A 24867-nucleotide genomic window follows, 5' to 3' on the forward strand; every position below is an offset into this window, starting at 1 on the left:
GGAAAGGTGTGTAGCTGTTTTCCGCCCGGAATTGCGAAAAACCGATCTAAGCGGCTTTAACCAGCCCCAGGCCCTCGAATTGGTGATAGCCGATCGCGGTTGCAAGGACGGAATTGGGGGCGCCTTCGAATGGGCGCTCCACCGTGGCATCGAAGGCAGGATAACCGGCTCCGCGATCGACGGCCATTGCCGCGAGCGCAACCGCAAAGGGGAATTGAGCCTCCTTCATATGGCCGGTCAGCGTCGAGAAGGCGCGCACGGCCAAAGCCGGGTTGGCATCGAGAACGGCCTTTTCGGCCGCCGTCGCGGCGTGGGCGCCGGAGGCAGCGGAAATCGTGAGCAGATCGCCGTCGGGAAGGTCGGCCTGCTCCAGCAGCGCCGCGATTTCGGCATTCAGCTCACCGCGCCGGCGCCTGGCGCGGCCGGAGACGACATGGCCAAGCTCGGCGTATATCTTGCGGCCGCGGCTTTTTGCGTGCTCGCGCTGCTCGAGCACCAGGAAGGCGCCGCCGGAGCCCGTCACCACACCGCCGCCTTCTGAGCCCTGGCGTTGCCAGACCGGTTTCCACGGTCCGCGATGCAGGTAGCCGGCAAGCTCGTAGCCGAGCAGCATGTCGGAATGCTCGGTCTGGAAGGCGCCGCCGACCAGAACATGGGTCGACTGTCCCGAGCGGATGCGCGCGGCCGCCGTCTCGACGGCCGAGACGCCGGCGCCTTCCTCGCCCATGAAGGTGCGCGACGAACCGGTGACCTTGTGGACGATCGAGATGTTGCCGGCGAGCAGGTTGGAGAGCTGGGCCAGGAACAAAGTCGGCCGCAGTTCCGTCGTCAGCTTCTCGTTGAGCAGCACGTCGCGGTCGTTGCGGCTTTCGGAGGCTGCAAGGATTGCGGCATCGACGGCTTCGTCGCGCTCGCCGCCGCCGGCCGCCACGACCATGTCCATCGTGGCGCAAAGCTCGTCATTGCCTTTGATGCCGGCGTCGTCGAGCGCCAGGCCGGCGGTGTAGGTGCCGAGACGCTGCCAGGTTTCCATCTGACGCTGGTCGCCGCGCTTGGCGATCTGCAGGTTCCAGTCGATCTCGGGCAGGGGATGGATGGTGTAGGGCGCGAAGCGCTCTGCCTCGAGCACCGGCTCAAGGCCCGGTCGGGTGAGCTTCTGCCAATGCGCATCAGGGCCCTCTCCAAGCGAAGAGACAAGGCCGATGCCGGTGATGACGACGTCGTGAGAACTCATGGGCGGCTGTTGTGGGTCAGCTGGCGGGGCGCGTCAAGACCGCGCCCGAGCCGGCTCAGGCGGCCTTGGCCGCGACCAGCGCGTCGATCTTGGCGCACAGGTTCTTCATGACGAAGTAGTCGTCGGTCGAGGCCTTGCCGTCATTGACCTCCTGCGTCCACTTCTCGAGCGGCACCTTGATGCCGAATTCCTTGTCGATGGCAAAGACGATGTCGAGGAAATCGAGGCTGTCGATGCCGAGATCGTCGATCGTGTGGCTCTCGGGCGTGATGGTGTCGATATCGATCTCGCTGGTGTCGGCAATGATCTTGGCGACTTTCTCGAACGTGGTGGACAAGGGCTCTTCCTTCGGTTGCGGGCGGAATCTGTCCGCATCTTGTTTGGGCGCTGTCTAATCGGTTTTTCCCGGCAGGAAAAGGCCTGACGCGCCGGGGCAGATGGGGTGTGGGCTTTGGGAGCGCAAGAGGGGCCGCCGCCTGCCCGGCGGCCCCTCCCATTTGACGCGGCGTCAGCTTTTGTTTCGCATGCCGTCTTCCCAAAGCCGGAACCACTTTGGGCGACATGCATCAGTCGCGGAGCTTGACCAGGTCGTTGAGCAACCCGCCCGTCCCGTTGTGGACGGTGAGCCGCTCGACCTTGCCGGCGATGGCTTCGAGAGCCTCGAGCTCCTTCAGTCGCAGCATCACCGGGTTCTCGGCCATCACCTTGGCCGTGTTGAGCAGCGAACGGGTAGCGTTCGTCTCCTCGCGGCGGCGGATGACGTTGGCCTCGGCCTGCTTCTCGGCCGAAACCACCTGGTTGAGGATCTCGCGCATGTCGCCCGGCAGGATCACATCCTTGAGAGCGATATCGCTGACCTCGACGCCGATCACGGCCATGTCGTCGCGCACCTTGGCAGCCGCGTCCTCGTCGACCGTGACCTTCTTGTCGAGGATCTGGTCGAGCGTGAGCGCGCCAAGCGTCTTGCGAAAGGCATACTGCAGGGCGCGGTAGAGGGCTTCGGAGAAGTCCTTCACCGTGCTCACCGCCGTCACCGGATCGACGACCCGGTATTCGGCGGCGATGTTGACGCGGATCGTCACGCGATCCTTGGTCAGCATTTCCTGCCCGGCAACATCGAGCGACTGGCGCTTGACGTCGACAACCTTCACCTGGACCATGCGCCCGACATTCCAGAAGGCGTGCACACCCGCGGCAAGCGTGCGGGTGTAGACGCCATCCACGAACAGCAACCCGACCTGGCCGTCCACGACCGGATAGAGGAACACATGTTCCGTCTTCCGGGCCTGGCCGATCCGGCGCATCAAGGCCGGATCGACGGCGAGATCGGCCGCCGTGTCGACGGACGTGACCTTCCACGGGCCGGCATCCGTCCACAGCACGAGCTTGCGATCCGGGTTGAGCACGGCATGCAAGGCGCCGTCGCGCTCGACGACGGCGACGTCGGTACGCCCGGTGCGGATGACGGTGAGGTGACGCGCGGCCACATCCGGGAGCTTGTCGAACAACGCCTTCTCGTAAGCCGAAACGAATTCCGGGTTCTTCAGGTCGTGCCTGGAGATTTCCAGGTTGCCGCGCCGGTTGGCGAGCCAATGCTCGCCTGGCATCAGGATCGCCTGGATCTCACCCTTGTAGAGGGTGACGGCACGTTCACTTTCCTTCACCAGGACGCGCTGGCGTCCAAGAGCCTTTTCGAGAATGGTCTTCATTGTCTTACTCCTGTCGGGCATGGCCCCATGTGAGGCGTCACGTCATGCGTCGATCATCCTTTCGTTTCTCGTTTCACGTCGTCGTACTGTCCTGGGCACGAATGATCCGGGGACCGGTGGCATCGGCGCGTGGCGGGCCCGTGGGAGCGGATCGCGGGGCGGCGAAGCGGGCGCCGGAAGCCGAAGCTTCCTTTGCCGGCCGCGCCGCGCCTTGATCGTCACCGCGAACCTGGCCGCGAGCCGATGGCGCAGAATGTCACCGCCCGGCGTGGCCGAAGCCTTGCCGTCCGTGAAATCCTCGCATTCCGGTCCCCGGACCGTTTGGATAACACCACCTGAAGGTGTCGGCTTATCAGGCCGTTGGAGAAGGAATCGAACCTTCGACAGTCAGATGACAAATCTGATGCTCTACCAACTGAGCTATCCGTGGTGCTGATGAAGGGACTCGAACCCTCGACCTCCGGACCTAAATCCGGCGCTCTAACCTCTGAGCTACATCGGCGATCCCAACACCCGAAACGGCGCCGCACACAGCGCGGCAGAGCCGGCTGCGCGGGCGGAGACGAAAGCTCCAACCGTTGTGCTCGCTTCGGTTTTCGTGACCGGGAGCGCGCCTATAGACCCTGCGACGGGTTGTCGCAAGCGGCATTGTCGCGGCGGATTTGCGGCTTCTTGCGACTGTGCCGTTTCGGCAACAGTGGCGCCGATCACATCCCAGGCTTGAATGTACCAATGTACCATGGTACATCGAACGCATGACGATAGAACGTGTGCAGACCGGTGTGCGGCTGGAAAAGCGGCTGGTGAAGGTGCTCAAGGCTTTGGCCGAGCATCAAGACATCAGTCTTGGCGATCTGATCGAAGGTATCGTGCTGCATGCCTTCGAGGGGCAAACGCCGTTTTCGCCCGGGACGCTCGAAACGATCGGGCAGTTGAAGCGCATCTACGGCTTGGAACTCGGCGCGGCCGACAGCCACCGGCTGGTGGAAACGACGGAGAAAGCAAATGACGAACCATCTTGAGCGCTGCCACAGCATCGACCTTGCCGGCCCCATCGATCGCGTCTTCCCCCTGTTCACGCCGATCGGAGAGACCTTGTGGGTCGAGGGCTGGGATCCCGAATTCCTCCATCCGCGCGGCGGCGAAACACAGGAGGGGATGGTCTTCCGGACGAGCCACGGCGACGAGACTACGCTGTGGGCCTGCACCGACTGGCAGCCTAGCGAGCATCGCGTGCGTTATGCAAGGGTGACGCCGGGATCGCGTTTCGGATTTGTCGAGGTGACCTGCCGAGACACCGGCGGCGAGAGCACGCAGGCGTCGATTGCCTATACGTTCACGGCTCTGGGCGAGACCGGACAATCATATCTGTCAGAGCTGACGGAGGACGCCTTCGTCGATATGATCGAAAGCTGGAAGATCGGCATCAACGCCTGGCTGTCGAAGAATGGGGCGGCCAGTCCGGCCTGACTCAAAAAGTCACGCGGCCGAGCACCTTGAGACCATCACCGTCCGGTGCCACCACCACGGCCTCGCCCTCGCGCGGCGCTACGCCGGTGAGCGCCTCGATGTTTTCCACATGCGTGACCAGCACCAGATTATCGGAGCCGGAATAGCCACGGATCTCCTTCATGATCGCGGCCATTTGCGCGGCCTTTTCGGCCGGGTCGGTTTTGAGCAGATCGAGCGGCGCGAAAGGCTGCGGCTCGGATTCGAAAGCGATGCGGGCAGTATCGAGGCAGCGGCAGTAGCGGCTGGAGAGCACGTGATCGATCGGCGCCGAGCGCGCCGCGAACAGCGCGCCGATGCGGCTTGCCTGCTGCTTGCCGCGCTCCGACAGGTTGAGCTGCGTGGCGCAATTGCCGATGTCGAAGTTGGCCGGGTCGGCAGCTCCGGTGACGAAGGCATGGCGAAGCAGAACGACATGGCCGCCGTCGCGCAGCAACGCCCAGCCCGCATCGGTCGCGTGGGCCAGGGTGGGAACGGCAAGCAGGAAGAGCGCCAGGGCAAGTCGCAGCATCGGAGTCCTATGGCAGCCCGCAAAGGCAAGGTCGTGATTGGCATATAGGGACCGCAAAGCAGGCTGAAAGACAAGCGCCGGGGCAGCAGAGCAAATGGAGCGCCGTTCCGTTCGGTGCGATTGCACCGCAGTCAGGGCCCGCCTATCACGGGAAAAATATCTCCGCCCAAGAAATGACGCCGCTTACCGAAACCGTCCTCTTCGTCTTCAGCCTTGTGGCGCTCGGCTATTTGGCCGGGCTCACCTTCTATCTGAAGCCGGCGAGCGGGGAGGGCATTTCGGAATTCGCCGTCAGCGTGGCGATGCCACTGCTGCTCTTCCGGACCATGGTCAAATCGGATTTCCATGGCGTAACACCCTGGTCGCTGTGGGGCGCCTATTTTGCGGCCGCCGCCATCACCTGGACCACGGGCCATCTGATGATGACGCGCGTTTTCAAGCGGGATGCACGCGCGGGCATCGTCGGCGGCGTGTCCTCGGCTTATTCCAATGTCGTGCTGCTCGGCGCGCCCTTCGTCCTCGGCATATTCGGCGCCAGCGGCTTCGAGGTGCTGTCGCTGCTGGTCTCGGTCCACCTGCCGATCATGATGATGGCCTCGATCGTGCTGTTCGAGATGTTCGGGCGCGGCAGCGGCGAGACGGTGCATCCGCTGCGCGTCGTCAAAAACTTCCTCAGGCGCCTGTTCCTCAATCCGCTGATCATCGGCATCCTGGTGGGGCTCGCCTGGCGCCTCACCGGCGCGCCGCTGCCGGCCCTGGTCGAACGGTTGGTCAATACGCTCGCGGACACGGCCGGTCCGGTGGCGCTGTTCGCCATGGGGCTCAGCCTGCGCCGCTTCGGCATCTCCGGCAATATCAGGCCGGCGCTGGCGCTGTCGGTGCTGAAACTGTTCGCGATGCCGGCGCTGGTGCTGGCCTTCGTCTGGCTGCTCGGCCTGCCGCCGCTGACGGCCAAGGTCGCGGTGGTGGTTGCGGCACTCCCTTCGGGCATCAACTCCTATCTGATCGCCGTCCAGTTCAACACCGGCCAGGCGCTGGCCTCGAACCAGATGACGCTTGCCACCGCAAGCGCGGTGGTAACCACGTCGTTCTGGCTGACGGTGGTGATCCACGTCTTCGGATAGAGCCGCTGAAGGCGGCTCGCTTTTGCTGGCCCAACCCCTATATGCCATCTTGTGATTGCTTGCCCGCCTTTCCCTAGGTAAGAGCAATGCGCCGGCGTGCGGCTCTTGAAGCACGCTTCAACGGATATCCAGAAAAACGGCCGATCAGCGCGCCGAACGGAGGCCAGACCATGCTTCAGAAAACCAGCCATTTCATGCGCCAGGCCAACCTCATCAATGGTGAATGGGTGCAGGCCGACAGCGGTCAGACCATCGACGTCAACAATCCGGCGACCGGCCTCAAGATCGGCACCGTGCCTAAGGCCGGCAAGGCCGAGACCCGCCGCGCCATCGAGGCCGCCGAGGAAGCCTTCAAGAGCTGGCGCAAGACCACCGCGCTCGAGCGCTCGAAGCTGCTGCGCAAGCTGCATGACGCGATGATGGACAATCAGGACGTGCTCGCCGAATTGCTGACCATCGAGCAGGGCAAGTCGCTCACCGAATCCAAGGGCGAGATCGGCTCTGCCGCCAGCTATATCCTCTGGTTCGCCGAGGAAGGCCGCCGCGTCTATGGCGACATCGTTCCGTCGCCATGGGGCGACCGCCGTATCCTGGTGACCAAGGAGCCGGTGGGCGTCATTGCAGCCATCACGCCGTGGAATTTCCCGTCCTCGATGCTTGCCCGCAAGATCGGCCCGGCTTTGGCCGCCGGCTGCACCGCGGTGGTCAAGCCCGCCTCGCAGACGCCCTATTCGGGCATCGCCTGGGGCGCGCTTGTCGAGGAGGTCGGTTTCCCGAAAGGCGTCGTCAACGTTGTCACCGGTTCGGCCGGCGAGATCGGCGACGAGATCTGCGCCAACCCGCTGGTCAAGAAGATCACCTTCACCGGCTCAACCGAGGTCGGCAAGATCCTGATCCGGAAATCGGCCGCGACGGTCAAGAAAGTGTCGATGGAGCTGGGCGGCAACGCGCCGTTCCTGGTCTTCGACGACGCCGATGTCGATCGCGCCGTTGCCGGCGCCATCACGGCCAAGTACCGCAATTCCGGCCAGACCTGCGTGTGCACCAACCGCTTCCTGGTGCAGGCCGGCATCTACGACAAATTCGTCGAGAAGCTGGCTGCCGCCAGCAACAACCTCAAGGTCGGCTCGGGCCTCGAGGAAGGCGTGCAGCAGGGGCCACTGATCGACGAGAAGGCGGTCGAGAAGGTCGAAGAATTCATCGCCGATGCGACGTCGAAGGGCGGCAAGGTCGTCGCCGGCGGCAAGCGCCATGCGCTCGGCGGTTCGTTCTTCCAGCCGACGGTGATTTCTGGCGCCACGCCGAACATGCGCTTCATGAAGGAAGAGATTTTTGGGCCGATCGCGCCGGTGTTCAAGTTCGAGACCGAAGAAGAGGCGATCGCGCTGGCCAACGACACCGAGTTCGGCCTTGCCGCCTATTTCTACACCGGCGATCTCGGCCGCGCCTTCCGCGTCATGGAAGGCCTGAAATACGGCATGGTCGGCGTCAATGAAGGCCTGATCACCACGCCCGAGGCGCCGTTCGGCGGGGTCAAGGAATCCGGTCTCGGCCGCGAAGGCGGGCATCAGGGCATCGAGGACTATCTCGACACCAAATATGCCTGCTTCGGCGGCCTAGGGCTCTGATATCGATCCCCGGAACAGGGGCAGGCGCGCCCAGCAGTCCACCGTTTCAGACAACGGTGGACTGCTCTATCGCCTTGTCTTGGCGCAAAGCCGCTGCGCACTTTTCCTGGAATTGCCTTACCCTGCGCTTGCCGGATGATACGCAGCCGGCCTAAATCCACGGATCGGAAATGACATTTCGGGCATGGCAATGAAAGACGGCGAGGTCTTCGGCACGACGCAGGCGGGCGAGGCCGTGCGCCGCTTCACTATTCGCGGCGGCGGCATCACGGCCAACATCATCGGGCTCGGCGCCATCATTCAGGACCTCAGGCTGAGCGGCCATGACGCGCCGCTGGTGCTGGGCTACGACCGATTCGAGCCCTACGAGACCGACCGCGCCTTCTTTGGCGCCGTCGTCGGCCGCTTCGCCAACCGCATCGGCGGCGGCCGCTTCACCATCGCCGGCAACCGCTTCCAGACCGAGCAGAATTTTCTCGGCAAGCACACGCTGCATGGCGGCTCGGAAGGCTTTTTCCGCCGGCCATGGGCCGTCTCGCTGCATGGCCGCGATTTCGTAACGCTGACGCTGCACGATCCGGACGGCGCTATGGGCTTTCCCGGCGCGCTCGACGTCACCTGCACGTATCGGCTGAAGATCCCAGGCACGCTCAGCATGGAGCTGACCGCGACCTGCGAGGAGCCGACGCTCTGCAACCTCGCGCAGCATTCCTATTTCAATCTCGACGACGGCGGCGCCGGCGACATCCTCGACCACCGGCTGATGCTCAACGCCGGCGCCTACACGCCGGTCGATGACGAGATGATCCCGACCGGCGTGGTAAAGCCGGTCGACGGCACGCCCTACGATTTCCGGCAGGCTCGGCCGCTGCGCATGGAAATGGAAGGCGAGCAGCTTCGCTATGACCTGAATTACTGCCTGGCCTCCAGCCGCGGGCCGCTGCACCAGGCTGCCTGGGTGCAAGGCGCCAATTCCGGCGTCGAGATGGAAGTGTGGACCACCGAACCGGGACTGCAGCTCTATAGTGGTCAGTTCGTCGCGCCGACATCGCCGGGGCTCGACGGCCGCCGCTACAAGGCGTTTTCAGGCCTCTGCCTCGAAGCGCAGACCTGGCCGGATGCGCCGAACCGGCCTTATTTCCCGCAGGCGACGCTGTGGCCCGGGCAGATCTATCATCAGGTGACGGAATATCGGTTCCGCTTGTCCTAAAGTTTTCCAATATTGAAGTGAAGTCCATCCAAGCTTCGATAGCGCTTAACTGTCGAAGGCGATCCGCAAGGTCTCAAACGGCGCCAGCGCACCGCGAACCTGCACCACCGCGGCGGCGACTTTGTGCGCCCGGCGTGTCGCGTCGGCAGGCGCGTGGCCGGCAAGCCGGGCGGCGAGATAGCCGCCGTTGAAGGAATCGCCAGCCCCCGTGGTATCGACGGGGGCAGCCACATGCACCGCGTCGACAGCTTGTGAAGCGCCGTTCAGCGCAATCAGGGCCGGCTGCTCGCCATTCTTGACCACGACCTCGCCGGTCAGCTTGCCCAGGCGCTTGGCTGTGACCTCCGGGGTCTCATCGCCGAACAGCATCTGCTCGTCCGGAAAAGTCGGCAGCGCAATGTCGGCCGCCGCAAGCGCTTCCAGGATCGCGGCCTGCGCCGCCTCGCGGCTAGGCCACAGACGCGGCCGGTAGTTCGGGTCGAAGGCGACGAGCGAGCCGGCCTTGCGGGCAGTCGCCACGGCCGAGAGGAGGGTTTGGCGCGCCGCTGCGTCCAGAATCGCCAGGGTGATTCCGGAAAAATAGACAAGCGCCTGGTTTTCAAGGCTTTTTGCCAGTGCTGCCGGATCCGAGGCGAGCTGGCGCGCGGCCGCGTCGCTTCGCCAGTAGGTGAAGGCGCGCTCGGCTCCTGTAAGCGTTATGGCGTAAAGGCCGGGGCGCGCGCCGGCAATGACCGGGCTGTTGCCTATGCCGATGCCGTTCTCGGCAAAGAAAGCGATCTGGTCGTGCGAGAAGGGATCGTCGCCGAAGGCCGTCACATAGGTCGCGGGGCGATCCGGGCTCAAGGCGTGCAATGCCCAGAGCGTGTTGAAGGTATCGCCGGCAAAACCCATGCGCCAGTTCGGGCCGGCCTGGCCCGACAGTTCCAGCATGCATTCGCCGATCGATGCGATACCATTGGCCATGCGGGCTTATCCCTTCCTAAGATATTGTTGCTGTAGCTTTTTGCGGCCGGCAGCGCCATGCTTGGCTACCGGCGAATTTTGCGCCAGAAGCGATTTCCCACAGGCAGGGCGGGACGCGACAAGCGGCCCGCGACGTTAGCAGCCGAAGAGGAACGGGCTTGGCATCGATATGGCGTTACATTCTTGCGGGTCTCGGTCTGGCCGTGCTGCTGGTCGGCATCGTGGCCGCAGTCTATCTGACGCTGCCGCAATCGGCGCCCGGACCGGACCTGTCGCGCTCGAAGAAGACGGCGAACGGCCTGTTCGTCGCGAGCTTCGAGCCGGAGCGCGGCGTCGTCCGGCAGGGCGAGCTGCAGTCCTGGCTGCTGACGCTGAAGACCGCCGCCGGCGCGCCGGTGGAAGGAGCGGCCATCACCGTTTCCGGCGGGATGCCGCGGCACGATCACGGCCTGCCGACCAGTCCGCAGGCGACCGACTATTTGGGCCAGGGGCGCTACCGCATCGATGGCGTGAAGTTCACGATGAGCGGCTGGTGGCAGCTGCACTTCGGTATCTCGGCGGCGGCGGGCTCCGATTCCGTCGTCTTCAACATCGTGTTGTGAGCGGGCAATGAGGCGGCTGATCAGCGTTGCGAGCCTCTCGGCCTTAGCCGCTCTCGCCTTGCTGGGCGGCTGCGGCGAGCCGCAGTTCAGCGACGCCGAGAAGAAGACCATCGCGTCGCTGGCGCTGAACACGCTGCCGTCATTGAAACCCGACACCACGAACCAGTATGCGGATGTGCCGGCGGCTGCCGCGCTCGGCTCGACGCTGTTCTTCGATGCCGGCATGAGCCGCGACGGCACGGTGTCCTGCTCGACCTGCCACAAGATCGACCGTCAGTTCCAGGACGACCTGCCGCAGGCGGTCGGCGTCGGCGACACCAACCGCCGCACGATGCCGCTGGCGGGCGTGGCGCGCGATCCATGGTTCTTCTGGGACGGCAGGCGCGACAGCCTGTGGGCGCAGGCGCTGACGCCGCTTGAAAACCCGCTCGAGCAGGCCGGCAACCGGGCCGCCTTCGCGCATTACATCAAGAAGCGGTTCGGCGAGCGCTATGAGCGCATCTTCGGACCGCTGCCCGATCTTTCGGCGGTGCCGGCCAACGCCAGCCCGCTCAGCAGCGATGCCGAGAAGGCGGCGTGGAACGCCATGCCTGCCGGCCGGCAAGACGACGTCAACCGCGTCTTCGCCAATATCGGCAAGGCGATCGCCGCCTTCGAGCGCTCGATCGAGCCTGAGCAGACGCGCTTCGACCGCTTCGCCATCGATCTGGCGACCGGCGCCAAGCCGGAAGGGGACGCGGCATTCTCGCCGGAGGAAGTCCTTGGGCTGAAGCTGTTCATCGGCAAGGCCAATTGCGTGACCTGCCACAACGGCCCGCGCTTCACCGACAACTCCTTCCACAACACCGGCGTGCCGCCGGTCGACGGCCTGCCGCCTGACCGCGGGCGCGTCGATGCGGTGGCGCAGGTCGGGGTCGATCCTTTCAACTGCTTCGGCAAGTTCCGCGACGGCGACGAGAGCGCCTGCCGCGAGCTGCGTTTCATGGTCAAGGACGGTCCGCAAATCATGCGTGCCTACAAGACACCGTCGCTCAGGGGGGCCGCAAGCCGGCCGCCCTACATGCATGCCGGCCAGTTCGCGACACTCGAGGAGGCGGTGGCGCATTATTCGAAGGCGCCGCCCAGCGTGGAAGGGGTCTCCGAAGTGCACCCGCTCGACCTGTCCGAGCGCGAGCGGGCCGCGCTGGTGGCTTTCCTCAAGACCTTGTCCGAGTAGGTTAGCGATCCTTCACCGTCTCCATCGCCACGAAGGTCGACGTCTGGGCGACGTGGGGCAGGGCGGAGATGCGCTCGCCGAGCACCCGGCGGTAGGCGGCGATGTCGGTGGTGCGGACCTTCAGCAGATAATCGAAGCTCGACGCCATCATATGGCATTGCTCGATCTCGGGCACGCCCTGCACCGCGCGGTTGAAGGCGTCGAGCGCCGCCGAGCGGGTGTCCGACAGCTTCACCTGGACGAAGGCGACGTGGCCTTCGCCCATGCGCTCGCGGTCGATGACGGCGCGGTAGCCTCTGATATAGCCGTCCTTCTCCAGCCGTTTCACGCGCGCCTGCACCGGCGTCTTCGACAAGCCCACCTTCAAAGCCAGTTCAGACATCGAAAGCCGACCGTCGCGCCCGAGCGCGGACAGGATGTTGCGGTCAATGCGGTCCAATTGGTCTTCGGTCATCAAAATTGCAGTCGAAATGATGGGGCTAGTCGCTATATGTTAGATCGATCAGTCTGCCATGTCGAATTCTTTGGACCGACTGGAATCTGCAGCTGTGCTAGCTTGCGCCATTCGGTCCGGCGACCGCCAGACCGTTCGCTCACGCTCGCTTTCATGGACCCCGACATGCCGCTCGACGCCATCCGCCAGCAGATCCGCGCCAATTATTTGCCCGACGAAGACGAGGCGGTGAAGCGCCTATCGGCGGCGGCGGGCTTGTCAGCCGAAGAGCGCAAGGCGATCTCGGCGCGCGCGGCCGATCTGGTGCGTGCGGTGCGCGGTTCCACCGATCCAAGGCTGATGGAGGTCTTCCTCTCGGCCTACGGCCTGTCGACCAAGGAAGGCGTGGCGCTGATGTGCCTGGCCGAAGCGCTGCTGCGCGTGCCCGATGCCGAGACGATGGACGATCTCATCGCCGACAAGATCGCGCCGCTTGACTGGTCGGCGCATTCGGGCGGCTCGAGCTCCATCTTCGTCAACGCCTCGACCTGGGCGCTGATGCTGACCGGCCGAGTGCTCGACGAAGGCGAGGGCGGCATCGAAGGCACGCTGCGCGCCATGGTGCGCAGGCTTGGCGAGCCGGTGATCCGCAAGGCGGTCGCCGCGGCAATGCGCGAGATGGGCGAGCAGTTCGTGCTTGGCCGCACCATCGCCGAGGCCGTCAAGCGCGGCCGGCCGATGACGCAGAAGGGTTATCTCTATTCCTTCGACATGTTGGGCGAGGCGGCCCGCACCGAAGCCGACGCGCTGCGCTACCACCGCGCCTATGCCGACGCGATCTCCTCGCTCGACGCCGGGTCGAACGGTCCCGACATCCGCTACAATCACGGCATTTCGGTCAAGCTCTCGGCGCTGCATCCACGCTACGAGGTGGCGCAGCGCGAGACGATGCTGCCAGTGATGGCCGAGCGGCTTCTGTCGTTGGCGCTTGCCGCCCGGCATTCGCGCATGGGCCTCAACATCGATGCCGAGGAGGCCGACCGGCTTGACCTGTCGCTCGACGTCATCGAACGCGTGCTGGCAGAGCCGGAACTTGCCGGCTGGGACGGTTTCGGCGTCGTTGTCCAGGCCTATGGCCCGCGGGCGGCTTTCGCCATCGACTGGCTCTATGCGCTTGCCAGGAAATACGATCGCAAAATCATGGTGCGGCTGGTGAAGGGCGCCTATTGGGACACCGAGATCAAGCGGGCGCAGACGCTTGGCTTGTCCGGCTATCCGGTCTTCACCCGTAAGGCCAACACCGATGTTTCGTATCTCGCCTGCGCGAAGAAGCTGCTGTCGATGACCGACCGCATCTATCCGCAATTCGCCACACATAACGCGCACACGGTTGCCGCCATCCTATCGATGGCAAAGGACCGCGACAGCTTCGAGTTCCAGCGCCTGCACGGCATGGGCGAGGCGCTGCACGAGACGGTGCGGCAGGCCGAGGGCACGCGCTGTCGCATCTATGCGCCGGTCGGCGCGCATTCGGACCTTCTCGCCTATCTGGTGCGCCGTCTGCTGGAAAACGGCGCCAACTCCTCCTTCGTTCACCAGTTGACCGACGAGGAGGTCGAGCCCGAGGAGATCGCGCGCGATCCGCTCGCGGTGGTCGAGACGCAGGGGCCGGCCGCCAATCCGGCGATCGCGCGCCCGGCCGCGATCTTCGGCCCCGGGCGCCGCAATTCCAAGGGCTTCGACATCACCGATCCGGTGACGCTCGCGGCTATCGAGAAGGCGCGGGCGGCGTTCGCCGGAACGGATCGCTGGCACGCCAAGCCGGTCACGCGCGCCGCCGGCTACGGCCAGCCGCGCCAGATCGTCAATCCTGCCAAGCCCGACGAGATCGTTGGCACGGTGCATGAGGCGGCAGCCAAGCAGGTGGCGACCGCCGTGCGCATCGCCGTCGACGCGCAACCCGCCTGGGCGAAGCGTCCGGTTGCCGAGCGCGCCGCGATCCTCAATCGCGCCGCCGACCTCTACGAGGCCAATGCGGTCGAGTTCTTCGCGCTCGCCACCCGCGAGGCCGGCAAGTCGCTGGCAGACGGCGTCGCCGAAGTGCGCGAAGCGGTCGACTTTCTGCGCTATTACGCGGCCGAGGCGGCCAACGCCGAAGCTGGCACGCAAGCGCGCGGCGCGATCGTCTGCATCTCGCCGTGGAATTTCCCGCTGGCGATCTTCACCGGCCAGATCGCGGCAGCTTTGGTCACCGGCAATTCGGTGATCGCGAAGCCGGCCGAGCAGACGCCGCTGATCGCCTTCCGCGCCGTGGAAATGCTTCGCGAGGCCGGCGTGCCGGAAGACGTCATTCAGCTTTTGCCGGGCGATGGCGCCTCGGTCGGTGCGCCACTGACGGCCGATCCGCGCATTGCCGGCGTCTGCTTCACCGGCTCGACCGAGGTCGCCAAGCTGATCGAGAGGCAACTGGCCGAGACCGCTGCGCCGGACGCCATGCTGATTGCCGAAACGGGCGGCTTGAATGCAATGATCGTCGATTCCACCGCGCTGCCGGAACAGGCGGTGCGCGACATCCTCGCCTCGGCCTTCCAGAGCGCCGGCCAGCGCTGCTCGGCGCTACGCGTTCTCTACGTGCAGAAGGACGTCGAAAAGAAGATGCTGGAGATGCTGAAGGGCGCGATGGAAGCGCTCAATGTCGGCAATCCTTGGGCCATCTCGACCGACGTCGGCCCTGTCATCGACGACGAGGCGCAAGCTTCGATCAGCGACTATTGCAAGAAGAAGGGGCTGGAAGGCAGGCTGATCGCGAAATTGGAAGCGCCGACAAGCGGCCGTTTCGTCGCGCCGCATGTCTTCCGGGTCAAAGGTATCGAGGAGATGGAGCGCGAGGTGTTCGGCCCGGTGCTGCATGTCGCGACCTTCGACGCCGACGAGATCGACGCGGTGATCGCCGCCATCAACCGCAAGGGCTATGGGCTGACCTTCGGCCTGCACACCCGCATCGAGGGGCGTGTTCAGCATTTTGTCGATGGCATCCATGCCGGCAACATCTATGTCAACCGCAACCAGATCGGCGCCGTCGTCGGTTCGCAGCCCTTCGGCGGCGAGGGGCTTTCAGGCACCGGCCCGAAGGCCGGCGGACCGCATTATCTGCGCCGCTTCCGCAAGGGGCCTGAGGCCGGTACCGAGCTTGGGGAAGGCCACAAGGTGACCGCGACCGAGCTTGCCGACAATCTGCCGGATCCGGCGCTGGGCGGCTGGTCGACGCGGCCGGACCGCGTGGCGATCCTGAGGAAGCATCTGCGCGGCAAGGGCGCGGCGGCGATCGCCGCAGCTGCCAGCCTCGATTTCGGCCAGGTCGACCTGCCCGGGCCGACCGGCGAGGCCAACACGCTGTCGCTGGCACCGCGTGGCCGAGTGCTGTGCCTCGGTCCGGATGCCGAGACGCTGCTTGCCCAGACGATCCAGGCGCTTGCGGCCGGCAATGCGGTGCTGGCCGTGGCGCCGGGCGCGCCGGCGGCGCTGTCGGCGCTGACCGGCAAGGGCCTGCCGCTGGCGGCGATCGACGGCCGGCCCGATCCGGTCGAGGCGCGTTCGCTGCGCGTCGATGTCGTCGCCTTCTCCGGCACGCCGGAGGCGGCGCGCATCGTGCGCAAGGTGATTGCCGAGCGCTCCGGGCCGATCGTCCCGCTGGTCAGCGAGGTGCTCAACCCGGCGGCCTATGCGCATGAACGCGCGGTCTGCGTCGACACCACGGCGGCGGGCGGGAACGCCAGTTTGCTCGCCGCAGCATAGTTCCCAGTACGGCGATTTTGGCCAGTCGGCTATGTCTGCTTAGGCAGTTACATGCCTTGGCGATTGGCCGGAACGCTCATCGCGATCGTCATCCACGGGCGGAGCAAGGAGCGAAGCGACGCGCGTAGACCCGAGGATCCATTCCGTAACGTTCGAGCGCCGCCGCGGTGCAGAATTCTGCTCCGCTGCACCCTTCGATAAAGGTCACGGAATGGATCCTCGGGTCTCCGCGACGCCGCTTCGCGGCTGCTTCGCCCGTGGATGACGAGATTGACCCGCCGACAACTTTGAGAATCCCTGTGTCGAGAAACTAGCTGGCGCGAAACAGTCTCGTTGGCAAAGGCATGTTCAAGCGCCTTCGACGACCGAGAATCCTTCGAACTGCGGGTGGCCCAGATAGTGCACCTTCGAGCCGCCGGCATTGCGATGGGCGGCGCGGAAGTTCTCCGATTTCGTCCAGGCGACGAAATCCTCCTGGCTTGTCCAGACCGTGTGCGAGGCGAACAGCGTGTAGCCCTCGGTCTCATTGACCGGGCCGCGCAGCAGGTGGAATTCCTTAAAACCCTGCATTTCGGAGAGGCTTGAATCGCGGTTCTTCCAGACATTCTCGAATGCTTCTTCCGAGCCGTTCTGGACCTTGAAGCGGTTCATGGCGATGTACATTGGCTTCCTTTCGAAATGGACGAATTCTTAGGATGGGAAGGTTTTAAAAGGGGCCGATCCGCGCCTTGAACACCCAGCTCGATCTCCCGGTCTCGGGCGGAATGGGAGGGAACGGTGCCTGCTTGCGCACCAGAGTCAAAGCGAACTGATCGAGCTCGGCGGACCCTGAACTTTCGGCGAGCTGCAGGTCGCTGACGCTGCCGTCGGCCGCGACGACGAAAACCACCCTGGCATTGTTGCGAGCCTTGGCCTGGATCGATTTGGAAACGCGACGGTTGGCGCGGGCAAGCTTCTTCTGGATTTCACCGCTGTAGCGGGATTCCAGGGCATTGCCGGCGGCCTGTTTCTTGCCCTTGCTGGCGACGACCGGCGCGTCGCGCGTATCGCCATCCGCCGTGCCTCGCGGTTCAACGGTTTCGCTTGGCCCCGCCGGCGCGGCTGATGCGCTCGATGTCGCGCTCGGGACCGGCGATTGCTCGGGCTCGGCAGGAGGCGCTTGTGGGCTTTGCGGCTCGATCGCAGGCGTCGGCTTGCTGTCCGTGGGGACGCTCTGATCATCCTGGCGCGGTGTGGCGGCCGCCAGGATATCCGAGGCCGGCTCGTTGACGGCTTCCGGCGGAGGCTGGCGCGCCACTTGCTCACTTGCCGGCTGCGTCGCCTCGGCCGGCGGAGCGGGTTTCGCGGCCTGGCGCTTCACCGGCTGCGGATCCGGGACCAGGGTAACATCCACCGCGCCAGACGCCTGGTCGTCCAAGGCGCTGCCGATGACGTTGGCGCCGGACTGGTCGGCGCCCTCAGCCCTGATCGCGTCCGCAGGATCGAATGTCCCCGCGGGTGCGATCAGAAACGCCGCCGCGGAGGCGCCATGGAGCAGGCCGGAGGCGATGATCGCCACTGCCCATCTGCGGTCTCCCGCGGATTGCCGCGTCTGCATGAGCGGCGCGTCCGGCTTGATCGCCGGTTCACTGCCTGCATCGGAACGGTGATTGATGTCCTGCATGTCTCGCGCCGAGACCTGCCGCACGCGACAAGGAGTTGTCAAATCAAGATCGGTTGCCGCCCATGGCGCTGGGCCGGATGCAGGCCTCGCCACGGCGCCATGTGGAATGGCCGGATGCAATCCCATCGCTATACGCCGAAAGCGCCTTAGGCCGGAGCCGGCGTGGACTGGGCCCACGCCGGCGCCAGGCCGAGCGACATCGCCAGCGCCGAGGTCAGCAAACGAAGCGATGCCGTCAAGCTTTTCATTCCTCAGCCCCCAAAACGCATGGTTGCCGCCAGTTTCAGCGTGACGCCGGGCTCATAGAGGACGGCGGTCGTGCTTCCGTTGAGCGGGTTGGTGTATTTGACGTCGAACAGATTGTCGGCGCGGAAGTCGAGCTTGAGATTATCCGTCGCCTGGTAGCTGGCGAAGGCGTTGACCAGCGTAAAATCCTTGGCAACCGGATTGCCCTTGGGCTTGCCGTTGTACTGGAACTCGCCGCCGACGGTCAGCTTGTCCTGGAGGAAGCGCAGGCCGAGCTGGGCCGTCACCTGCGAGGAGGGGATGGTCGCGAGGTCGGCGCGCTCGCCTTCATAGGAGATGGTGTGGCCGTCGATGATGGAGGCCGACAGGCCGGCATAGCCCCAGCCGGCGTCATAGACGCTTTCCACCTCGAAGCCGTCGATCTTGGCCTTGGCGAAGTTCTGGTATTGGAAGCAGATTGGAATGCCCGGGCCGAACGGGCAGCCGCTGGTTGGATCGAAGGGCGAGAGCGTCACGCCGTCGATGTAATCGTCGACGTTGTTGTGGAAGTAGGCTGCCTTGAGCCGTAGCGCGTCGCCGCCCTCGACGACGTCGTTCTGCTGGTAGTTGACGCCGAACTCGACGGTCTTGCCGGTCTCGGGCTTCAGGTTCGGGTTGGACAGAAAGGGAAAGCTGACCCCGGCCGGATGGTTGCCGCTGATCAGCGTCTCGGTCAGCGAGGGCGAGCGGTAACCTTCCGCATAGGTCCCGTAGAATTGCAGGCCGGCCAGTCCGGCGTTTTCGAAGGGCGAGACGCCGACCGTGATGCGCGGCGATACTCGGTCGCCCGAGGTCTCATTCGTGTCGTCCTTCAGACTGTAATGGTCGTAGCGCAGGCCGCCAATGACCTCGAGCCACTCCCAAGTCAGCTTGTCCTGGATGTAGGCGCCGGAGACGTTGCGCTTGCCCGACGGCGTGTAGAAGGAGTCGCCGCCGGCCGTGCCGCCGGTATCGACGTCGTCGCCAACCCAGTCACCGCCATAGGTCAGTTCGTGGGCGACGCTCGCCGTCTCGAAGCGCGACGTGTTCCAGATGTCGATGCCGGTCGTGCCGACATCGAAGGTCGACAGCGAGCCGGCGGGCAGCAGCACGGGCAGGCCGGTCACCGGATCGAAGCGGTTCTGCGCAGTAAGCGTCGTCAGGTCGAGATTGGTTCTGTTGTAGGAGGCGTTGATGTGGAGGTCGAGCCAACTCCTGGCATCGTCGGTGATGTTGTAGCGGGCGGTGAACGTGTTCGACTTCAGGTCGACGTCGTTCGCCGGCACGCCGCCGCTGGTCTCGGTCCAGCCGTCCTTCGAGCCGACCCAACCTAATTTCAATTCACTGTTCTCGGTCGAGCGGATGGTGGTCTTGAGCAAGCCGCTCAGCACGTCGAACCCGGTGCCGGCAACGGTGTCACCGCCGCCGTTCTTGTAGTCGCCATAGTCGCGGTAGACGATGTTGCCGAGAACGTCCCAGTTCTCGTTGATCCGGTAAGCGCCGGTCGCGCTGGTGGTCCAGCCCTTGCCGTTGCTTTCATAGCGTCCGGTCAGTGATCCGGCCCAGGTCTCTTCCGGCTTGAGCAAATCCGCCGCGTCCTTGGTGTCGAAGAAGACGACGCCGCCGATGGCGCCGGAGCCATAGGTGTTGGCGGTCGGGCCGCGGATGACGTCGACGGATTTGATCAGCTCGGGATCGACATAGAAGGTCGACTGCGTGCCATGGTCCGAGCGCTGGAAATCCTGCCTTGCGCCGTCGACGATCACCGCGACACGGCCGAAATCCTGCAATCCGCGGATGTTGATGCTGGAGCTGACGCGGCGCGCGTCGGCCTGGACGGCGACGCCCGGCACGCCGAGCAGCATCTCGTTCGGCGTCGTCGCCATGCGGCGGTCGAGCTGCTCCTGGTCGACATGGCTGGCGGAAGCCAGCGACTGGATCGCCGTTTCGCCCGTGCGGCTGATGACGAGGATCTTGTCGAGCAGCGTCCCTTCGGCCGCGGCCTTCTCGTCGGCGTTCTTTTTCTGATCGGACTGCTGCTGGTTGGCCGGCTGCGCGGCTTGCTGCGCTTGCGCGGCGGGCGCGCTGAGCGCGATCGCCGCCGCTCCGGCCATCAATGCGGCGATTGTCTTTGCAATCGATCGAAAGCCCGGCCCCGCACTATTGCCTGCAAGGCCCGTCCGTCCCCAAGTCGCCAACCCCATTGCCCCAACTCCAGATTTCAGGCTCGCAGCTGGCTGGCCGTTGGCTCGCTCGCATTTTTGATCACATCCGGCGTCTTAAATCTTGACTCATTTACTCCGGTAATGCACGACCTAGTAAACATGATTATTAGAGTCAAGAATTGAATCGGCATTTTATGAGGCTGCGGCCAAGGTGGCCGTCAGAGGAAAGGACCGACCCGATGAACACGCACAATCCCAACGATTTCCGCTATCGCGTCCGCCGCCCGGAAGACACGCAGATGCGTTACGAAAGGGTACCGTTGGCGGTGAGGACGCTCTCCAGCAACACGCTGTTCCAGGGCGAGCACGAGATCGGCATCGAGCATCACGGCGCGCTCTACCGCCTGAAGATCACCCGCCAGGGCAAGCTGATCCTCAACAAGTGATCGGAACCGGCGGGCGGCAGACGAGCAGAGATCAGACGATACAGATGGGCGAAATGGACCAGCGCGTTAAGCCGTCGCCGGAGGAAATCCGGCGGGCGCGAGAAGAAAATCCGAAAATGCGGGAGCGCGATCTCTCGGCGCAATTGGGCATTTCGGAAGCGGAACTGGTTGCAGCGCACTGCGGCTTCGGCACTGTCCGTGTCGAGCCCCGTGTCAGCGATCTGCTGACCGGGCTCGAGGCGGTCGGCGAGGTGATGGCGCTGACCCGAAACGAAAGCGCCGTGCACGAGAAGATCGGCGTCTACGACAAGGTCGTGACCGGCAACCACAACGCCATGGTGCTTGGCGAAAACATCGACCTGCGCATCTTCCCGAAGGTCTGGGCGCATGGCTTTGCCGTCGAAAAGCGCGACGGCGGCGAGATCCGCCGCAGCCTGCAGTTCTTCGACGCGGCGGGCGAGGCGGTGCACAAGGTGCATCTGAAGCCCGCATCCAACCTCTATGCCTACCAGAAATTGGTGGCGAGCCTCGAATCGTCGAACCAGGAACCGACCATCGCGATCCTCCCAAGCGCCGCGGAAGGAGAGGATGAAGGGCGGGGCGCGGCTGCCTCGATCGGCGATCTGCGCGACCGCTGGAGCCGGCTTACCGACGTGCATCAGTTCTTCGGCATGCTGAAGACGCTGAAGCTCAGCCGCCGCGAGGCGGTGCGCATGGTGGGCCAGGACTATGCCTGGCTGCTCGACAATGATGCGGTCATCGCCATGTTCCACCACGCTGCGGCAAGCGAGATGCCGATCATGTGCTTCGTCGGCAACCGCGGTTGCATCCAGATCCATTCCGGCCCGATCAAGTCGGTCAAGCCGATGGGTCCGTGGCTCAACGTGCTCGACGAGACTTTCCATCTGCATCTGAGGACCGACCACATCCGCGAAGTCTGGGCGGTGCGCAAACCCACCAAGGACGGCCATGTCACCTCGCTGGAGGCCTATGACGCCAATGGCGGCATGATCATCCAGTTCTTCGGCAAGCGCCATGAAGGCGAAGGCGAGCGGGAAGACTGGCGTTTTCTCGCCGAGAACCTGCCCCGCATTCCCAATCCGACCGCTGCGTGAGGAGGTAGCACCCAATGCGCTTTGCTCTCAGTTTCCGGGCAGCGCTCGCGCCGATGCTCGGCGTCCTGCTTGCCGTCGCCCTGCAGCCGGCCAAGGCGGACGAAGGCATGACAGTCTTTTCGGACAGCTCGCGGATCGCTTCCATAGGCGGCTCGATCACCGAGATCGTCTATGCGCTCGGCGAGGAAGGCCGCCTCGTCGCCCGCGACTCGACCAGCAGCTATCCCGAGGCGGCGGCGAAGCTGCCGGATGTCGGCTATATGCGCGCGCTGTCGCCCGAGGGCGTCCTGTCTGTCAATCCGACCGGGATCCTGGCGCTGCAGGGCAGCGGCCCGAAAGAAGCGGTCGACGTGCTGAAGAAGTCGAGCGTGCCTTTCGTCGAGGTGCCGGACAACTACAATCATGAGGGCATTCTCGAAAAGATCCGCGTCGTGGGAAAAGCGCTGGGGGTCGAGGCCAAGGCGGAGAAGCTCGCCGCCGAGACGGACGCGAAGCTGACGGCGGCCGAAAAGCAGACGGCTGCGATTAAGGATCGCAAGCGCGTGCTGTTCGTGCTGTCGACGCAGGGCGGCAAGATCCTTGCCGCCGGCAGCGACACGGCGGCCGACGGCATCGTCAAGCTGGCCGGCGCGGTCAATGCGGTCGAGGGTTTTTCCGGCTACAAGTCGATGACCGACGAGGCGATCGTCAGCGCCAGGCCGGACGTCATCCTGACGATGAAGGGCGGCGGACCGCCGATCTCGGAAGAGGAGCTGTTCGCCAACCCTGCCGTCGCTTCAACACCGGCGGGCGCCGACCGCAAGATGATCAGCATGGCGGGCGGTTACCTGCTCGGCTTCGGGCCGCGCACCGCCGAAGCCATCCATGATCTTGCCGTTTCGCTTTATGGCAACCAGGTTGCGGACTGAGTGGCGATGGCCGAACAGTCCATTGCCGGGGCGGGCAGGGTGATGGCGGTCGATGGCGATCGCTCGGCCCGGGCAAGGTTCGTCATAGCGCTCTTGTGCCTGGCGCTGGCCCTTTCCGTATTCCTGTCGCTGACATCGGGCGCCTCCGACGCCTCCGCAGTCCGCGTCATCCGCGATTGGTTTACGAGCACCATGCCTGCCGACGCGGCGCTTGCGGCGCGCGACCGGCTGATCGTCTATGACATCCGCATGCCGCGCGTGCTGCTCGGTGTGCTGATTGGCGCGGCGCTCGCCGTCTGCGGCGCGGTGATGCAGGGGCTGTTCCGCAACCCGCTTGCCGATCCCGGCCTTATCGGCGTCTCCGCCGGCTCCAGTCTCGGTGCGGTGGCGATCATCGTGGTCGGCACGACCTGGCTTGCGCCCGTCACGCTTGCGCTGGGCACGCTCGCTTTGCCACTCGCGGCATTCTGCGGCGGGCTCGCGGTGACGTTGCTGCTTTACGCCATCGCCACGCGCCAGGGCAGGACGTCGGTCGCCACGATGCTGCTTGCCGGCATCGCCATCAGCGCTCTTGCCATGGCGCTGACGGGCATCCTCATCTTCATGGCCGACGACCGACAACTGCGCGACCTGACCTTCTGGCAGCTCGGCTCGCTTGCGGGCGCGACATGGCCGAAGATCGGCACCGTGGGGCCGGTGATCGCGCTGGCGCTATCGGCGACGCCGTTCCTGTCGCGCGGCCTCAACGCGCTGGCGCTGGGCGAAGCGACCGCGGGCCATCTCGGCATTGCGGTGCAGCGGCTGAAATACACGGCCATCGTCGGCGTGTCGGCGGCGGTCGGCGCATCGGTCGCGGTCAGCGGCGGCATCGGCTTCATCGGCATCGTCGTGCCGCATGTCCTGCGGCTGGCGATCGGGCCGGACAACCGTTATCTGCTGCCGGCCTCGGCCCTGCTCGGTGCATCGCTGCTTCTCATCGCCGACGCGGTCGCCCGCACCATCGTCGCGCCGGCCGAACTGCCGATCGGCATCGTCACCGCGGTCGCCGGCGCGCCGTTCTTCCTTTGGATCCTGCTGCGCAAGCGCGGCGTCGTTGATCTATGAGGTCGCCATGATCGAAGCGCGCGACATCACGGTGGCGATCGGCGGCAAGCGCATCGTCTCCCATGTCGATTTCGCGGCGCGGCCCGGCGAAGTAACAGCCCTCGTCGGGCCAAACGGATCCGGCAAGACGACCTTGCTCAAGGCGCTGACGGGCGAGCTCGCCTATACCGGCACCGTCACCCTCAACGGCCGCGATCTGTCGGTCATGAAGCCGGTCGAGGCAGCCACGCTGCGCGCGGTGCTGCCGCAGGCCACGACGCTGTCCTTCCCGTTCACCGTGCGCGAGATCGTTCGCCTCGGCCTGATCGGCGGACGCTCCGGCGTGCTGCCCGGCGAGGATGCGCGTTTGCCCGAGCGGGCGCTGGCGCGGGTGGATCTCGACGGCTTTGCCGGCCGTTTCTACCAGGAGCTTTCCGGCGGCGAGCAGCAGCGCGTGCAGCTTGCCCGCGTGCTCTGCCAGGTCTGGGCGCCGGTGCTCGAAGGGCGGCCGCGCTATCTGTTCCTCGACGAGCCGGTCTCCAGCCTCGACATCAAGCACCAGCTCATCATCATGGACATCGCGCTCGATTTTGCCCGGCGCGGCGGCGGCGTGGTAGCGATCCTGCACGACCTCAATCTGACGGCCATGTATGCCAACCGAATTTTTGTGCTGCATGGCGGCCAGCTGGCGGCCGCGGGGTCGCCGGCGGACGTGCTGAACGACGAGATGATCGAAAAGGTGTTTGACTGCAGGCTGAAGGTTGGTGCTCTGCCCGCCGGCAGCGTGCCGTTCGTGCTGCCGCAGTCGGTGGCTTAGGCTGCCGGGGCGCGCTGCTCGAGAAGGTCGATGCCGAGCAGGCTGCGCACATTCGGGCGCGCGGCGACGAGGTCGGCGATCGTGTAGCGGGAAAGCACGGCGAAGAAGGCGTTGAGCGCCTCGCGCAGCGCCGAATTCAGGGCGCAGCTGTCGACCAGCGGGCATTCGGCTGCGTCGTTCTCGAAGCATTCGGCCATGGCGAAACTCTCTTCGGTGACGCGCACGACATCGAACAGGTTGATCTGTTCCGCCGCGCGGCCGAGCCGCACCCCGCCGTTGCGGCCGCGCACGGTCTCGACCAGGCCGGCCTCGACCAGCGGCTGCAGGATCTTGAAAAGGAACAGCTCGGACACCGAATAGGCGGCGGCGATCTCGGGGATGCGGCTCAGCCTTTCAGTGTTAGCGGCGCAATACATCAGGATGCGCATCGCATAATTGGTCTGGCGCGTGAGCCGCATGGTATCCTCGCGAA

23 protein-coding genes and 2 tRNA genes are annotated in these 24867 nt (G+C 65.0%); 13 read left to right on the forward strand and 12 right to left on the reverse strand.

Annotated elements, in window-relative coordinates; translation table 11 throughout:
• Positions 1-46: 46 nt before the first annotated feature.
• The 5 genes from LB520_RS01550 to LB520_RS01570 form a co-directional block, all read right to left on the reverse strand.
• Positions 47-1234 (reverse strand): beta-ketoacyl-ACP synthase, encoded by a 1188-nt coding sequence (locus LB520_RS01550; protein ID WP_224636188.1) that lies wholly within the window; start codon positions 1232-1234, stop codon positions 47-49.
• A 55-nt stretch (positions 1235-1289) separates the two neighbouring features.
• A complete protein-coding gene (locus LB520_RS01555) occupies positions 1290-1571 on the reverse strand; it encodes an acyl carrier protein (protein ID WP_027167184.1) in 282 nt (93 codons plus the stop codon).
• 229 nt (positions 1572-1800) lie between these two features.
• Complete coding sequence (locus LB520_RS01560) at positions 1801-2943, reverse strand: slipin family protein (RefSeq protein ID WP_224631752.1); 1143 nt, start codon at positions 2941-2943, stop codon at positions 1801-1803.
• Between the two features lie 360 nt (positions 2944-3303).
• Positions 3304-3369: transfer RNA gene (locus LB520_RS01565), tRNA-Thr, on the reverse strand.
• Position 3370: 1 nt separating this feature from the next.
• Positions 3371-3445, reverse strand: a tRNA-OTHER gene (locus tag LB520_RS01570).
• Positions 3446-3698: 253 nt separating this feature from the next.
• On the opposite strand from LB520_RS01570, the gene LB520_RS01575 reads away from it, so the two are divergent.
• On the forward strand, positions 3699-3965 hold the full coding sequence (locus LB520_RS01575) for a hypothetical protein (protein ID WP_224601798.1): 267 nt from the start codon (positions 3699-3701) through the stop codon (positions 3963-3965).
• The gene (locus tag LB520_RS01580; RefSeq protein WP_224609310.1) at positions 3949-4413 is read left to right on the forward strand and encodes a hypothetical protein; all 465 of its coding nucleotides are present in this window, start codon (positions 3949-3951) and stop codon (positions 4411-4413) included. The genes LB520_RS01575 and LB520_RS01580 overlap by 17 nt, the downstream gene beginning before the upstream one ends.
• A 1-nt stretch (position 4414) precedes the next feature.
• Here LB520_RS01580 and LB520_RS01585 read toward each other — a convergent pair whose 3' ends face one another.
• Positions 4415-4963, reverse strand: coding sequence for a histidine phosphatase family protein (locus LB520_RS01585; RefSeq protein WP_224609313.1), 549 nt, complete (start codon positions 4961-4963; stop codon positions 4415-4417).
• Between the two features lie 173 nt (positions 4964-5136).
• Here LB520_RS01585 and LB520_RS01590 point away from each other — a divergent pair, with 173 nt between their 5' ends.
• The 3 genes from LB520_RS01590 (at position 5137) to LB520_RS01600 (ending at position 8925) form a co-directional block, all read left to right on the forward strand.
• Complete coding sequence (locus LB520_RS01590) at positions 5137-6087, forward strand: AEC family transporter (protein ID WP_224636189.1); 951 nt, start codon at positions 5137-5139, stop codon at positions 6085-6087.
• A gap of 170 nt (positions 6088-6257) precedes the next feature.
• Positions 6258-7715, forward strand: coding sequence for an NAD-dependent succinate-semialdehyde dehydrogenase (locus LB520_RS01595; protein ID WP_224636190.1), 1458 nt, complete (start codon positions 6258-6260; stop codon positions 7713-7715).
• Positions 7716-7899: 184 nt separating this feature from the next.
• The gene (locus LB520_RS01600) at positions 7900-8925 is read left to right on the forward strand and encodes an aldose epimerase family protein (RefSeq protein ID WP_224636192.1); all 1026 of its coding nucleotides are present in this window, start codon (positions 7900-7902) and stop codon (positions 8923-8925) included.
• Between the two features lie 45 nt (positions 8926-8970).
• On the opposite strand, the gene LB520_RS01605 is transcribed toward LB520_RS01600, so the two are convergent.
• Positions 8971-9888: a sugar kinase gene (locus LB520_RS01605; protein ID WP_224636194.1), complete on the reverse strand. Its 918-nt coding sequence runs from the start codon at positions 9886-9888 to the stop codon at positions 8971-8973.
• Positions 9889-10046: 158 nt separating this feature from the next.
• On the opposite strand from LB520_RS01605, the gene LB520_RS01610 reads away from it, so the two are divergent.
• Both LB520_RS01610 and LB520_RS01615 read left to right on the forward strand, forming a co-directional pair.
• A complete protein-coding gene (locus LB520_RS01610; RefSeq protein ID WP_224609327.1) occupies positions 10047-10490 on the forward strand; it encodes a FixH family protein in 444 nt (147 codons plus the stop codon).
• Between the two features lie 7 nt (positions 10491-10497).
• Positions 10498-11706 carry a cytochrome-c peroxidase gene (locus LB520_RS01615; protein ID WP_224636195.1) on the forward strand — a complete coding sequence of 403 codons (1209 nt, stop codon included), beginning with the start codon at positions 10498-10500 and terminating at the stop codon, positions 11704-11706.
• A 1-nt stretch (position 11707) separates the two neighbouring features.
• Here the strand turns inward: LB520_RS01615 and LB520_RS01620 are convergent, their stop codons facing one another.
• Complete coding sequence (locus LB520_RS01620) at positions 11708-12160, reverse strand: Lrp/AsnC family transcriptional regulator (RefSeq protein ID WP_040981793.1); 453 nt, start codon at positions 12158-12160, stop codon at positions 11708-11710.
• 165 nt (positions 12161-12325) lie between these two features.
• Here LB520_RS01620 and putA point away from each other — a divergent pair, with 165 nt between their 5' ends.
• A complete protein-coding gene (gene putA / locus LB520_RS01625; RefSeq protein ID WP_224636196.1) occupies positions 12326-15934 on the forward strand; it encodes a bifunctional proline dehydrogenase/L-glutamate gamma-semialdehyde dehydrogenase PutA in 3609 nt (1202 codons plus the stop codon).
• Positions 15935-16282: 348 nt separating this feature from the next.
• On the opposite strand, the gene LB520_RS01630 is transcribed toward putA, so the two are convergent.
• From LB520_RS01630 to LB520_RS01640, 3 genes are all read right to left on the reverse strand, one after another.
• Positions 16283-16597, reverse strand: a complete 315-nt coding sequence (locus tag LB520_RS01630) for an antibiotic biosynthesis monooxygenase family protein (protein ID WP_224601780.1) — start codon at positions 16595-16597, stop codon at positions 16283-16285.
• Positions 16598-16640: 43 nt separating this feature from the next.
• Positions 16641-17597, reverse strand: coding sequence for an energy transducer TonB (locus LB520_RS01635; protein WP_224636197.1), 957 nt, complete (start codon positions 17595-17597; stop codon positions 16641-16643).
• Positions 17598-17848: 251 nt separating this feature from the next.
• Complete coding sequence (locus LB520_RS01640) at positions 17849-20065, reverse strand: TonB-dependent hemoglobin/transferrin/lactoferrin family receptor (RefSeq protein WP_411969847.1); 2217 nt, start codon at positions 20063-20065, stop codon at positions 17849-17851.
• 200 nt (positions 20066-20265) lie between these two features.
• Here LB520_RS01640 and hemP point away from each other — a divergent pair, with 200 nt between their 5' ends.
• Genes hemP through LB520_RS01665 form a run of 5 tightly spaced genes read left to right on the forward strand, consistent with a single transcriptional unit; the run spans position 20266 to position 24395 of the window.
• A complete protein-coding gene (hemP, locus tag LB520_RS01645; protein ID WP_040981784.1) occupies positions 20266-20472 on the forward strand; it encodes a hemin uptake protein HemP in 207 nt (68 codons plus the stop codon).
• Positions 20473-20525: 53 nt separating this feature from the next.
• Positions 20526-21587: a hemin-degrading factor gene (locus LB520_RS01650; protein ID WP_224636199.1), complete on the forward strand. Its 1062-nt coding sequence runs from the start codon at positions 20526-20528 to the stop codon at positions 21585-21587.
• Positions 21588-21601: 14 nt separating this feature from the next.
• A complete protein-coding gene (locus LB520_RS01655; RefSeq protein ID WP_224636200.1) occupies positions 21602-22495 on the forward strand; it encodes a hemin ABC transporter substrate-binding protein in 894 nt (297 codons plus the stop codon).
• Between the two features lie 6 nt (positions 22496-22501).
• A complete protein-coding gene (locus tag LB520_RS01660; protein WP_224636201.1) occupies positions 22502-23599 on the forward strand; it encodes a FecCD family ABC transporter permease in 1098 nt (365 codons plus the stop codon).
• A 7-nt stretch (positions 23600-23606) separates the two neighbouring features.
• On the forward strand, positions 23607-24395 hold the full coding sequence (locus LB520_RS01665) for a heme ABC transporter ATP-binding protein (RefSeq protein WP_224636202.1): 789 nt from the start codon (positions 23607-23609) through the stop codon (positions 24393-24395).
• Here LB520_RS01665 and rirA read toward each other — a convergent pair.
• Positions 24392-24853, reverse strand: a complete 462-nt coding sequence (gene rirA, locus LB520_RS01670) for an iron-responsive transcriptional regulator RirA (protein WP_140543679.1) — start codon at positions 24851-24853, stop codon at positions 24392-24394. The genes LB520_RS01665 and rirA overlap by 4 nt on opposite strands.
• Positions 24854-24867 lie beyond the last annotated feature (14 nt).

The sequence above is a fragment of the Mesorhizobium sp. CA12 genome, from assembly GCF_020165255.1.
In the GTDB taxonomy this organism is placed as follows: domain Bacteria; phylum Pseudomonadota; class Alphaproteobacteria; order Rhizobiales; family Rhizobiaceae; genus Mesorhizobium.

What these genes read in the sequence shown, in the direction of transcription:
- LB520_RS01655 (WP_224636200.1), top strand. Translation starts at nt 21,602, where the DNA reads ATGCGCTTTGCTCTCAGTTTCCGGGCAGCGCTCGCGCCGATGCTCGGC.
- LB520_RS01605 (WP_224636194.1), bottom strand. Translation starts at nt 9,888, where the DNA reads ATGGCCAATGGTATCGCATCGATCGGCGAATGCATGCTGGAACTGTCG.
- LB520_RS01575 (WP_224601798.1), top strand. Translation starts at nt 3,699, where the DNA reads ATGACGATAGAACGTGTGCAGACCGGTGTGCGGCTGGAAAAGCGGCTG.
- LB520_RS01660 (WP_224636201.1), top strand. Translation starts at nt 22,502, where the DNA reads ATGGCCGAACAGTCCATTGCCGGGGCGGGCAGGGTGATGGCGGTCGAT.
- LB520_RS01665 (WP_224636202.1), top strand. Translation starts at nt 23,607, where the DNA reads ATGATCGAAGCGCGCGACATCACGGTGGCGATCGGCGGCAAGCGCATC.
- LB520_RS01600 (WP_224636192.1), top strand. Translation starts at nt 7,900, where the DNA reads ATGGCAATGAAAGACGGCGAGGTCTTCGGCACGACGCAGGCGGGCGAG.
- LB520_RS01620 (WP_040981793.1), bottom strand. Translation starts at nt 12,160, where the DNA reads ATGACCGAAGACCAATTGGACCGCATTGACCGCAACATCCTGTCCGCG.
- LB520_RS01580 (WP_224609310.1), top strand. Translation starts at nt 3,949, where the DNA reads ATGACGAACCATCTTGAGCGCTGCCACAGCATCGACCTTGCCGGCCCC.
- LB520_RS01585 (WP_224609313.1), bottom strand. Translation starts at nt 4,963, where the DNA reads ATGCTGCGACTTGCCCTGGCGCTCTTCCTGCTTGCCGTTCCCACCCTG.
- rirA (WP_140543679.1), bottom strand. Translation starts at nt 24,853, where the DNA reads ATGCGGCTCACGCGCCAGACCAATTATGCGATGCGCATCCTGATGTAT.
- LB520_RS01590 (WP_224636189.1), top strand. Translation starts at nt 5,137, where the DNA reads ATGACGCCGCTTACCGAAACCGTCCTCTTCGTCTTCAGCCTTGTGGCG.
- putA (WP_224636196.1), top strand. Translation starts at nt 12,326, where the DNA reads ATGCCGCTCGACGCCATCCGCCAGCAGATCCGCGCCAATTATTTGCCC.
- LB520_RS01635 (WP_224636197.1), bottom strand. Translation starts at nt 17,597, where the DNA reads ATGCAGGACATCAATCACCGTTCCGATGCAGGCAGTGAACCGGCGATC.
- LB520_RS01615 (WP_224636195.1), top strand. Translation starts at nt 10,498, where the DNA reads ATGAGGCGGCTGATCAGCGTTGCGAGCCTCTCGGCCTTAGCCGCTCTC.
- LB520_RS01630 (WP_224601780.1), bottom strand. Translation starts at nt 16,597, where the DNA reads ATGTACATCGCCATGAACCGCTTCAAGGTCCAGAACGGCTCGGAAGAA.
- LB520_RS01650 (WP_224636199.1), top strand. Translation starts at nt 20,526, where the DNA reads ATGGACCAGCGCGTTAAGCCGTCGCCGGAGGAAATCCGGCGGGCGCGA.
- LB520_RS01595 (WP_224636190.1), top strand. Translation starts at nt 6,258, where the DNA reads ATGCTTCAGAAAACCAGCCATTTCATGCGCCAGGCCAACCTCATCAAT.
- LB520_RS01560 (WP_224631752.1), bottom strand. Translation starts at nt 2,943, where the DNA reads ATGAAGACCATTCTCGAAAAGGCTCTTGGACGCCAGCGCGTCCTGGTG.
- LB520_RS01550 (WP_224636188.1), bottom strand. Translation starts at nt 1,234, where the DNA reads ATGAGTTCTCACGACGTCGTCATCACCGGCATCGGCCTTGTCTCTTCG.
- hemP (WP_040981784.1), top strand. Translation starts at nt 20,266, where the DNA reads ATGAACACGCACAATCCCAACGATTTCCGCTATCGCGTCCGCCGCCCG.
- LB520_RS01640 (WP_411969847.1), bottom strand. Translation starts at nt 20,065, where the DNA reads ATGGGGTTGGCGACTTGGGGACGGACGGGCCTTGCAGGCAATAGTGCG.